Genomic DNA, 10,487 nt, shown 5'->3' with positions numbered 1-10,487 from the left:
GGGAGCTCGACACCGGCGCGCTGCGGCTGTCGCTGACCCTCTCCCCCGCGCCCGCGGCCTGGGACTCGGGCAGGCCGAGGCCCGCCGCGCGGCCGGGTCGGCCGCGGCCCGCCGGGGAGCCGTCGCGCTCCTGGCCCAGCTGCGGCTGCTCGCCGCCCGCCGCCCGGACGCCACGGTGACGCTGGTCGGGCACAGCTACGGGGCGCTGGTCGTCGGGCTCGCCGCCCGCCGGTCGCCGGCCGCGGTGACCGACGTGGTGACGCTCGGCGGCGTGGGCGTCGGCGTGGACCGGGCCGGCGACCTGGACCGGGTGCGGATCTGGGCGGCGGAGGCGCCCGCCGACTGGATCCGCCGGGTGCCGGAGGTACGGCTGCCCGGGCTGGGCCACGGCGTCCGCCCCGGCGACCCGGCCTTCGGCGCGCGACCGCTGCCCACCACCGGGGTGTCCGGCCACGACGGCTACCTGGCGGCGGGAGGCGCAACGACGGCAGCGGTGGCGTCGGTCGTGCTCGCCGACCCCGCCGACCTGGCGGTGGCCCCGTGAGCGCGAGGAACGAGCTGGGTCGGCGAGCCCCGCAGTCGCGGACGAACCGCGATTCAGTGAGCGCGAGGAGCGAGCCGGACGGGCCGGGCGGGCGGTCGCGTCGCGCGCTGCGGCCGGTGCCGCGGGACCGGGTGATCGACGCGCTGCGGGCGTACGCGATCGGCGGGGTGGTACTCGGGCACTGGTTGGTCACCGCCCTGGTGCTGACCGGCGACGGGGCCCTGCGCACGGCCAGCCCGCTGGCCGCGATGCCGGCCCTGGCCCCGGCCACCTGGCTGCTGCAGACCCTCGGGCTGTTCTTCTTCACCGCCGGGTACGCGGCCACCAGGTCGCTGGCCGGGTACCCGCACGGCGCCGGGCGCTGGCTGGCCCGCCGGCTGGGGCGGCTGCTCCGCCCGGCGCTCGCGCTGCTCGGCGTCGGGTCCGGGCTCCTGCTGGCCGCGATCGTCCTGGGCACCCCGGACGACACCCTCACCGTGGCGGTCACGCTGGCGGTCAGTCCGCTGTGGTTCCTGCTGCCGCTGGTGGCGCTCTCCGCGCTGACCGGGCCGCTGCGGGCGGCCGTACGCCGCTGGGGTGCGCTGCGCTGCGCCGCCCCGGCGGTGGCCGTGGTGGCCGGCGCCGACCTGGCGGCGCGGGTGCTGCCGGCGGCGCCCGGTCGGCTGCCGGTCACCCTGCTGGCCGCCTGGGCGGTGCCCTGGCTGCTCGGGATCGCGCACGCCGACGGACGACTGGCCGAGGCCCGCCCGGCCGCCGGGCTCACGGCGGCCGGCGGCGTGGCGCTCGTGGGGCTGGTGGCGGTCGGCTACCCGGTCAGCGCGGTCGGGGTGCCCGGCGCGGGCTGGTCCAACCTGCACCCGCCGTCCCTGTTCGCCGTCGCGCTCGGGGTGGGCCAGATCGGCCTCGCGCTGCTGGTCCGGCCGGCGCTGGCCCGGCTGCTGGACCGGCCCGGGCCGGCGCGGCTGGTGGCCGTCGTGAACCGGGAGGCGATGGGCGTCTACCTGTGGCACCAGCCGGTGCTGGTCGCGGTGACCGCGACCACCGCGCACCTCGGCCCCGCCCTGCCGGGGCTGCACACCGCACCGGCCGGGCCCGGCTGGGTGGCCGCCCGGATCTGCTGGCTGCCGCTGTTCGTCCTGGTCCTGGCTGCGCTGTTGGCGCCGCGCCGCCCGCCGCCGGGTGGCCCTGTTGGCGCCGCGCCGCCCGCCGCCGGGTGGCCCACCGGTGGAACGGTGACAACCGGTCGGCCGAGTGCGGTGGGGTGGCGCGGCGGGTGTACGATGACTCCCGTTTGCGGGCCGCACCACGCCCGCCACGCCGGAGCCCCGCCGACCCCAGGAGGTGATCGCTGTGCGAGATAGCGATCCTTCCAGTCGTGGCCGGGCCCGCCGTCAGCCCCGCTGAGCCGCGACTCAGTCAGAGGAGCTGACCCAGCTTCCCACGCCTCCGCGACCGTCCGCCTCCGCCGGCCACCGGCCTGGAGCTGGCCGGGCCGCACGGCCCCGTTGGGCCGCCCGTGGAGGAGCAGCCCGGTCACGACTCTCGTGTGCGTACGCCCTGATCCATCCTGCGGTCCCACCGTCGAGCCCGGACCGCCGTCGCCACGGAGCAGTCCCATGAGCCGTTACGTCGCCCCGCTGGGCTTCACCCTCGCCGCCGTCTGGGTGGCTGTCCTGTTCGTCCTGGCCGGCGGTCACTGAGCCGCGCCGGCCGGGACGCATCCCGGCCGGCCGCAGCGTTCGCCGTCGCGTCCCCTACAGCAGGCGGGACGACCAGAGCAGGCTCAACGCACCGGCGCAGAGGGCCAGCAGCAGCGCGATCCCCGCGTACCACTGGGTGATCTCGCGCGGCTCGGTCCGGAAGCCGATCGAGCTACCCATGTCCTGGTAGACCTGCTTGAGCTCGCTCACCGAGGCGGCCTCGTAGAAGTAGCCCTGGGTGGTCTCCGCCAGCTGCGACAGGGCCGTCCGGTCCACCGGCACGCGCTGGAGCTGGCCACCGATGTCCACCTGGCCCGAGTCGGTACCGAACGCGATGGTGGAGACCGGCACGTTCGCCGCCTGCGCCGCGGCGGCCGCCTCCTCCACCGACCGCCCCGACGTGCGGTAGCCGTCGGACAGCAGCACGATCCGGGCCGGGGGAAGGCCGGCCGCACCGTCGGCGGGCACCGAGCGGATCGCCTCCAGACAGGTGAAGACCGCCTCTCCGGTGGCGGTCGCCTCGGCCAGGACGAGGCCGTCGATGGCGGCGGTCACCGCCGCCCGGTCCTTGGTCGGCGGGACCAGCACGTTCGCCGCCTTGGCGAAGGAGACCAGCCCGAGGTTGTAGCTGGCCGGCAGCTCCCCGACGAACTGCTTCGCCGCCTCCTGCGCCGCCTGGAGACGGTTCGGCGCGACGTCGTCGGCCTGCATGGACAGCGACACGTCGATGGCGAGCATCACCGTGGCCCGTTCGAGGGGCTCCCGGGTGTCCACCGCCGGCCGGGCCAGCGCGGTCGCCAGCACCAGCAGGCAGAGGAGGAACGCGGTGGCCGCCGCGTGCCGCCGCCAACCCAGGCCCCTGGGCGCGAGGGTACGCAGCAGGTCGACGTTGGTGAACCGCAACGCGTACGCCCGACGGTGCAGCTGCCGCCAGACGTACGCGGCGGCCAGGGCGAGCACCGGCAGCACGGCCAGCAGCCACCACGGTTGCAGAAAACGGATCATCGGGTCGTCCCTCGGGTCCGGGCGTGCCGCTGCGCGGCGACGAACCGCACCATGTCCAGCAGCCAGTCTCGGTCGGTACGCAGCCGCAGGTGGGCCGCGCCGGCGGTGCGCAGCTCGGCGGCGATGGCCGCGCGCTGGGCGGCCGCCGCCTCGGCGTACCGGCGGCGCAGGCCCGGGTCGGCGGTCTGCACCTCGTGCAGCTCCCCCGTCTCCGGGTCCACCACCGGCAGCACCCCGACGTCGGGCAGCTCCAGCTCGCGCGGATCGACCACCTCGATCGCCAGCACGTCGTGCCGGACCCGCAGCTTACGGATCGGCCGGCCCCACTGCTGCGGCGGTGCGAGGAAGTCGGAGATGACCACCGCCACGCCGCGCCGGCGGGGTGGCCGGTTGAGCATGTCGACCAGCGTCCCGAGATCGCTGCGCCCCGGACGGATCTCCGTCCCGGCGATCGCCCGCAGCAGCCCCTGCGCCTCCTTACGGCCGGCCCGGGCGGGCAGCCGCAGCAGGGTCCCCGGGCCGGCGGGCGGCGCCCCGCCCCGCCACCGCCCCGTCCGGGCCGGCACGGGGGCACCCGTGCCGACCACCGCGCCGATCCGGTTGCCGCCGCGGACGGTCAGGTGGGCCAGCGCGGCCGCGGCGGCGACCACCACGTCCCGCTTCAGCCACCGCCCGGTGCCGAAGTCCAGGCTCGCCGACAGGTCGACCGCCAGCCAGGTTTCCAGCTCGCGGTCGGCGACCGTACGCCGCACGTGCGGCGTCGTGGTCCGCGCGGTGACCGGCCAGTCCATCCGGCGTACGTCGTCGCCGGGGCGGTACTCGCGGGACTCCCCCGCCTCGCTGCCCGGCCCGGGCAACAGCCCCGCGTAGTCGCCCTGGAGCAGCCCGTCGAGCTTGCGGGTGACCATCAGCTGCAACCGGGCGAGGACGGCCCCGGAACGCTCGCCGGCGGCCGGCAGCCGGGTGGGTGGGGTCACGGCCGCTGCCCGGGCCAGCCGGCCCCGTGCGGGACGGCTGGTGGCGGCGGCGTGGCCTGCTGCCGGGGCGCGACCGCCGGCAGCGGGATGGTCGACATGACCCGGTGCACGATGTGGTCGGCCGGCACGTCGTCGGCCAGCGCGTCGTAGCTGAGCACCAGCCGGTGCCGCAGGATGTCCGGGGCGATGTCCTGCACGTCCTGCGGCAGGGCGTAGTCCCGGCCGCGCAGCAGCGCCAGCGCCCGGGTGGCCCGGACCAGGCCGAGCGAGGCGCGCGGGCTGGCGCCGTACTGGATCAGTTGCGCGACGTCCGGCATACCGTGCTCGGCGGGGGCGCGGGTGGCGAGCACCAGCCGGACCGCGTAGTCGACCAGCGCGTTGTGTACGAACACCTGGTCGGCCTTGTGCTGCAGGGCGATCAGATCCGGGGTGTCGAAGACCCGGGCCGGCTCCGGGGGTGCCACCCCCATCCGGTAGACGATCTCCCGCTCCTCGGCGTCGGTCGGGTAGCCGACCACGATCTTCATCAGGAAGCGGTCCCGCTGCGCCTCCGGCAGCGGGTAGACCCCCTCCTGCTCGATCGGGTTCTGGGTGGCCATCACCAGGAACGGGTCGGGCACCCGGTGGGTCTCCCCGCCGATGGACACCTGGCGTTCGCTCATCACCTCCAGCAGCGCCGACTGCACCTTGGCCGGCGCCCGGTTGATCTCGTCGGCGAGCAGGAAGTTCACGAAGACCGGGCCCAGCTCGACGTCGAACTTCTCGCTGGACTGCCGGTAGATCCGGGTGCCCATGATGTCGGCGGGCACCAGGTCCGGGGTGAACTGCACCCGGGCGAACGAGCCGCCGACCACCTTGGCCAGGGTCTCCACGGCGAGGGTCTTGGCGACGCCGGGCACCCCCTCCAGCAGGCAGTGCCCCCGGGCGAGCAGGGCGACGAACATCCGCTCGACCATCCGGTCCTGGCCGACGATCACCCGCTTGATCTCGAACAGCGCCCGCTCCAGCAGGGTGGCGTCCTGGGCCGGGGTGGTGGCCGCCGGTGGCGGCGCGTCCGGCGCGGCCTCGGTCGGCATCGGGGCGTCGGGCGTGGTCGGCTGGGCCACCGGTCCTCCACAGCTTGGTCGTCGCGTCGTGGTGCGTATCAAGACTGTCATGCCCGGCTGAGAGCCGAGGGCGGGAGAGGGACGATTTTCGCCGCGCCGTACCTTCGCGCCTCGCCGCCGTACCTTCGCGCGCGGAAGAGGGTGAACACGGGTGGACAACCACGGGTCCAGCGTGTGTACGATTCAACCCGTCGCCGGGCGGCTCCCCCCGTGGCCGCCCGGCGCTGAACTTTCCCGGGCCGCGGCCCTAGACTCGCCCCGGTGACCACTCCCGCTCCCGCCGACGAGGCGCTGATCTGCTCGGCGCGGGGGTGTCGCGCCCCCGCCGTCTGGGCGTTGCGCTGGAACAATCCCCGCCTGCACGACATCGACCGGCGCAAGACCTGGCTGGCCTGCGCCGAGCACCGCGAGTCGCTCGGCGCCTTCCTCGACGCGCGCGGCTTCCTGCGCGAGGTGGTGGCGCTGCCGGGATCGCCTACCCTCGAAGGGTGAGCGAGCGCAGCGGATCTCCCGGTGAACGGTGACCACCTCGCCGGCCCTCCGCCGGCCCCGCCCGGCCCCCTCGAGCCCTGGCCGGACACCGTCGACTGGCGACCCATCTCCCGCGACCTGATCTGGGTGGAGCTGATCCGGCTCGGCATCCTGCTCGCCGTGGTGCTGGTCGTGCTCGCCGTGGCCTGGGCCGTCACCGGTCAGTGGCTGCTCGGCGCCGCCCTCGGCGTGGTGCTGCTGCTGGCGGCCTGGCGCGCGGTCACCATCGTCCGCGCGGTGCACGCCTGGGGGTACGCCGAACGGGAGAACGACCTGCTGGTCCGGCACGGACTGCTGGTACGCCGGCTGTCGATCGTGCCGTACGCCCGGATGCAGTTCGTCGACGTCACCGCCGGGCCGCTGGAGCGCGCGTTCGATCTGGCCACCGTCCAGTTGCACACGGCCGCGGCGGCGAGCGACGCCCGGGTGCCCGGCCTGCGCCCGGCCGAGGCGTCCCGGCTGCGGGACCGGTTGACCGCGCTGGGCGAGGACCGGGCGGAGGGGCTGTGAGCCAGGGCCCGGCCGGCCCGGGACCCGGGGCCCCGCCGCCCCACCCCGGCGACGGGGACCGGCCCCCGGCCTCGTGGCCGGCGGATGCCCGGCCCACCCCGGCGGTGACCGGTCCCTGGCCGGGGTCCGCGCCGGCTCCCGGCTGGGCGGCGGCCCCGCCCCCGCCGGCCGGGGAGGAGCCACGGCAACGGCTGCATCCGCTCAGTCCGGCGCTGCACGGCGCCAAGTCGCTGGTCGTGGTGATCGCCGGGCTCTCCTGGTCGACCCTGTCCCGGGTCGGTTTCGGCTGGTTCGCCGTGCTGGTCACGGTCTTCGTCCTCGGCGCCACCGTGCTGTCCGTGATCAGCTGGTGGAACACCGGCTACCACCTGGTGGGCCGGGAACTGCGGGTGCACGAGGGGCTGATCTGGCGGCGTACCCGGGCGATCCCGTTGGAGCGACTGCAGGCCGTGGAGGTGGTCCGCCCGCTGCTGGCGCAGCTCACCGGGCTGGCCGAGCTACGGCTGGAGGTGGTGGGCGGGGGCAAGACCGAGGCGCCGCTGGCGTACCTGAGCGTGGCCGAGGCCAACGCGCTGCGCCAGCGGTTGCTCGCGGTCGCCGGCCGCGCCCACGAGGTCGCCCCGCCCGCCGCCGGCGAGCCACCCGCACCCGCGCCGGCCGGGCGCCGGCTGCACACCGTACGCAACAGAGATCTGCTGGTCAGCCAGCTGCTCACCCCCCAGGCGTTCCTGCTCCCGTTCGGCGTGGCCTTCGTGGTGACGCAGTTCCTCTCCGAGGGCTCCTGGTCCTTCATCGCGGTCGCCAGCACGCTGACCGCGATGGCCGGCGTACTGCTGCAACCGGTCCGCCGGGTGCTCGACGACTGGAGCTTCCGGCTCGACCGGGACGACGACACGCTACGGGTCCGCAACGGCCTGCTGGAGACCCGGATGCAGACCGTGCCGCTGCACCGGGTGCAGACCGTCGGGGTCACCTGGCCGCTGCTCTGGCGGGTGAAGGGCTGGCTCCGGCTGCGGCTGGAGGTGGCCGGCTACTCGGCCGCCGAGCCGGACGACCGGAACCGGCCGGACCGGCTGCTGCCGGTCGGCGACACGCACGCCGCCGAGCTGGTCGTCGCGGAGGTGCTGCCCGGCGTACGGCTGGGCGCGCTGCCCACGACGCCGCCGCCGCGCCGGGCCCGCTGGCTGCGCCCGCTGACCCGCGCGGCGGTCGGTGCCGGCCTGGACGAGCAGGTCTTCGCCGCCCGGTCCGGGCTGCTGACCCGCCGGCTGACGCTGGTGCCGTACGCGCGGATCCAGAGCGTACGGGTCACCCAGGGCCCGGTGCAGCGGCGGCTGCGGCTGGCCACGGTACACGCGGACACCGCCGGCGGGTCGGGCGCGGCCGCGCCCGACCGGGACCTGGCCGAGGCGTGGCAGCTGGCAGCGGAGCTGATCACCCGAGCCCACGCCGCCCGGCGCCCGCACCGGCGCGGCTGACCCGCGTCAGCCCGCCACCGGCACCACACCGGCACGGGCTGACCCGCGTCAGCGCTCCGCCGACGCCACACCGGCACGGGCTGACCCGCGTCAGCGCTCCGCCGGCACCGGTTCGGCCCCGGCCAGGACGGTCTCCGCCTGGCTGGGCGCGGCCGGAACGGTCTCCGCGGAGCTGGGCGCGGCCGGGGCCGGGATGGTGACGGACTGCCGCTCCCCGTCGGACCCGACCGGCGTGCGCCAGGCCCGCCGGGCCGCCCACCAACGCTCGGCCAGGCCGACGACCAGGAAGGTCAGCCCGACGTACGCCCAGCCGACCAGCACGTCGATCACGTAGTGCTCGCCGCTGTAGACCAGCGTGAACGTCATCGCCAGCGGGTACGCCAGCAGCAGCGGCCACCAGCGCTTCCGGAGCGAGCGCAGGAAGAACAGAACCACGAAGAGGGCGAACGCGGTGTGCAGCGAGGGCATGGCGGCCACCGGGTTGCTGGCGATCTGCCCGGCGTTGAGCACGTTGCCCGCGCCGTGCATGCCGACCTCCTTCCACCCTCGGGTGGAGATCCGGGCGACGTCGGTGAGCAGACCGTTCTGCGCGGCCCACCAGGGCGGGGCGGCCGGGTAGAGGAAGTAGGTGGCCAGCCCGGCCGCGCAGAGGAACCCCCAGCGCCGCATGTACGCCGCCCAGCGCGTGCGGTTACGCATCCAGAGCACCGCCGCGGCGGCCAGCGTCGCCACGAAGTGCGAGAAGTAGACCCAGCTGACCAGCACGTCCCACCAGTGCACCTCGGGCCGGTAGAGGTGCTGCTGCAGCCAGACGGTCGGCACGTCGCCGTCGGTCGCCCAACCGAGCATGAACCGGTCGGCGACGATCATCTCCATGGCGTGCGGCGTCGCGCCGTTGTCGGCGAACCCGCGGGAGAGGTTGTAGGCGGCGAGCAGCAGCACCACCGGGACCCAGTCCCGGGCGAACCGCAGGTGGCTGCGCCACGGCCGGGCGGAGTTCCAGGCGATAGTGGCCGCCCAGATCCAGACGAAAGCGTACGCGGGGTCGGTCGGCAGGCCGATGCCGAGCCAGGCGGCCACGAAGGCGACCGCCCAGATCGTCATCGCCACCACCCGACGGCGTCCACCGTCGGGTGAGGAGGCACCGGTCCGGGCAGGGGGCTGGGAATTTGTTTCGACGGCCATCGCAGTCAAGGTTAACGGCGCGCGACCGGCGGCCTTCGGGGTGCCCGCCCGCCACGTGACCGCATCGACACATGCCGATCACCCGCCAGCGTGCCGCAGTACGCCAGACCGGGCGGCCCGGCCCCGGCTCGTCTAGTCTCTGGGTCATGCAGGAGCAGCCGGAGCAGCCCTTCGCGCCGGGCCTGACCGCCCGGGTCGAGCTGACCGTCACCGACGCCGACACAGCACAGGCGGTGGGCTCCGGTGACGTGCCGGTGCTCGGCACGCCCCGGGTGCTCGCCCTGGCCGAGGCGGCGACCGTGGCGGCCACCGCGATCCGGATGCCGTCCGGGTCGACCACCGTCGGCATCCGGGTGGAGCTGGAGCACCGGGCCGCCACGGCGGTCGGGCGGACGGTGGCCGCCATGGCCCGGCTGGCCAAGGTCGACGGCCGACGGCTGTTGTTCGAGGTGACCGTGACCGAGGGCGACGAGGTCGTCGCGGAGGGGCGGGTCGAGCGCATGCTGGTCGACCGGCAACGGTTCGTCGAGCGGGCGTCCCGGGTCTCATGAACGCCCGGTTCGTCGAGATCGCCGACCGCGTCCACGTGCTGCGCGAGCCGCTGCTGCACGTCAACGTGACGTTGGTGGTGGGCGACGGAGCCGCGCTGCTCGTGGACACCCTCTCCACCGCCGGGCAGGCCCGGGAGCTGGCCGAGGCGGCCCGGAGGGTCACCCCGCACCCGTGGACCATCGTCAACACCCACCACCACTTCGACCACTGCTTCGGCAACGCCACCCTGGCCGCCGACCCGGCCCGCCCGGTGTACGCGCACGAACTGGCCGCCGTCGCGCTGCGTGACCGCCCCGACGAGCTGCGCCGGGCGGCGTACGAGGAGATGCACGCCGAGCAGCCGGCGCTGGCCGCCGAGCTGGCCCGCACCGAGCTGCTGGCCCCGACGCACGCGGTACGCGCCGAGACCGTGCTCGACATCGGCGGCCGGCGGGTGGTGCTGCGCCATCCCGGGCACGGGCACACCGACGCCGACCTCGTGGTGCACGTGCCGGACGCGGACGTGCTGGTCGCCGGCGACCTGGTGGAGCAGAGCGGGCCGCCGGCGTTCGAGGAGTCGTACCCGATCCAGTGGCCGGACGCGGTGGCCGAGCTGCTGCGCCTCGCCACGCCCGCCACGGTCGTGGTGCCGGGGCACGGCGCGCCGGTCGACACGGAGTTCGTCCGGGCCCAGCACGCCCAACTGGCCCAGCAGGCCTGGCTGATCCGGGCCGGCCACACCGGCAGCGCCCCCCCGGAGCGGGTGGCCGCCGAGTCGCCCTTCGGCGTCCGGCCCGGCCTGATCGCCGCCCGCCGCGGCTACGCCGAACTCGACGGCACCCCCTAACCCCTCCCACCCCCGCCCCGCCCGGCTGCGCCGGCACGTCGGCACCACCGACGTCTTCGCCGAGTACCGGATC

11 protein-coding genes are annotated in these 10,487 nt (G+C 75.7%); 7 read left to right on the top strand and 4 right to left on the bottom strand.

Annotated features, from left to right (window positions below; genetic code table 11):
• Nucleotides 1-544: alpha/beta hydrolase (locus ABZ570_RS32420; protein WP_358071742.1), on the top strand; the 544-nt coding region annotated here is incomplete at its 5' end.
• 56 nt (nucleotides 545-600) lie between these two features.
• Nucleotides 601-1,905, top strand: a complete 1,305-nt coding sequence (locus tag ABZ570_RS32415; protein WP_358071740.1) for an acyltransferase — start codon at nucleotides 601-603, stop codon at nucleotides 1,903-1,905.
• Nucleotides 1,906-2,298: 393 nt separating this feature from the next.
• On the opposite strand, the gene ABZ570_RS32410 is transcribed toward ABZ570_RS32415, so the two are convergent.
• The 3 genes from ABZ570_RS32410 to ABZ570_RS32400 are packed head-to-tail and all read right to left on the bottom strand — an operon-like array spanning nucleotide 2,299 to nucleotide 5,332.
• The gene (locus tag ABZ570_RS32410) at nucleotides 2,299-3,249 is read right to left on the bottom strand and encodes a VWA domain-containing protein (RefSeq protein ID WP_358071738.1); all 951 of its coding nucleotides are present in this window, start codon (nucleotides 3,247-3,249) and stop codon (nucleotides 2,299-2,301) included.
• The gene (locus ABZ570_RS32405) at nucleotides 3,246-4,244 is read right to left on the bottom strand and encodes a DUF58 domain-containing protein (RefSeq protein ID WP_358071746.1); all 999 of its coding nucleotides are present in this window, start codon (nucleotides 4,242-4,244) and stop codon (nucleotides 3,246-3,248) included. The genes ABZ570_RS32410 and ABZ570_RS32405 overlap by 4 nt, the downstream gene beginning before the upstream one ends.
• Nucleotides 4,223-5,332: a MoxR family ATPase gene (locus ABZ570_RS32400; protein WP_358071736.1), complete on the bottom strand. Its 1,110-nt coding sequence runs from the start codon at nucleotides 5,330-5,332 to the stop codon at nucleotides 4,223-4,225. Before ABZ570_RS32400 ends, ABZ570_RS32405 begins: the two co-directional genes overlap by 22 nt.
• Before the next feature lie 261 nt (nucleotides 5,333-5,593).
• On the opposite strand from ABZ570_RS32400, the gene ABZ570_RS32395 reads away from it, so the two are divergent.
• From ABZ570_RS32395 to ABZ570_RS32385, 3 genes are all read left to right on the top strand, one after another.
• Nucleotides 5,594-5,824 carry a hypothetical protein gene (locus ABZ570_RS32395; RefSeq protein WP_358071734.1) on the top strand — a complete coding sequence of 77 codons (231 nt, stop codon included), beginning with the start codon at nucleotides 5,594-5,596 and terminating at the stop codon, nucleotides 5,822-5,824.
• A 21-nt stretch (nucleotides 5,825-5,845) separates the two neighbouring features.
• A complete protein-coding gene (locus ABZ570_RS32390) occupies nucleotides 5,846-6,373 on the top strand; it encodes a PH domain-containing protein (protein ID WP_358071732.1) in 528 nt (175 codons plus the stop codon).
• Nucleotides 6,374-6,564: 191 nt separating this feature from the next.
• Entirely contained in the window at nucleotides 6,565-7,851 is a 1,287-nt protein-coding gene (locus ABZ570_RS32385) for a PH domain-containing protein (protein WP_358071744.1), read from the top strand.
• A 90-nt stretch (nucleotides 7,852-7,941) separates the two neighbouring features.
• Here the strand turns inward: ABZ570_RS32385 and ABZ570_RS32380 are convergent, their stop codons facing one another.
• Nucleotides 7,942-9,036 carry a phosphatase PAP2 family protein gene (locus ABZ570_RS32380; protein ID WP_358071730.1) on the bottom strand — a complete coding sequence of 365 codons (1,095 nt, stop codon included), beginning with the start codon at nucleotides 9,034-9,036 and terminating at the stop codon, nucleotides 7,942-7,944.
• A gap of 146 nt (nucleotides 9,037-9,182) precedes the next feature.
• Between ABZ570_RS32380 and ABZ570_RS32375 the strand changes: the two genes are divergently transcribed.
• Both ABZ570_RS32375 and ABZ570_RS32370 read left to right on the top strand, forming a co-directional pair.
• Nucleotides 9,183-9,587 (top strand): thioesterase, encoded by a 405-nt coding sequence (locus ABZ570_RS32375; protein WP_358071728.1) that lies wholly within the window; start codon nucleotides 9,183-9,185, stop codon nucleotides 9,585-9,587.
• On the top strand, nucleotides 9,584-10,414 hold the full coding sequence (locus ABZ570_RS32370; protein WP_358071726.1) for an MBL fold metallo-hydrolase: 831 nt from the start codon (nucleotides 9,584-9,586) through the stop codon (nucleotides 10,412-10,414). The genes ABZ570_RS32375 and ABZ570_RS32370 overlap by 4 nt, the downstream gene beginning before the upstream one ends.
• The last annotated feature ends 73 nt before the right edge of the window (nucleotides 10,415-10,487 follow it).

The organism is Micromonospora sp. NPDC007271 (assembly GCF_040634005.1).
Classification (GTDB): Bacteria; Actinomycetota; Actinomycetes; order Mycobacteriales; family Micromonosporaceae; genus Micromonospora.
This window is presented reverse-complemented; position numbering and strand designations above follow the sequence as displayed.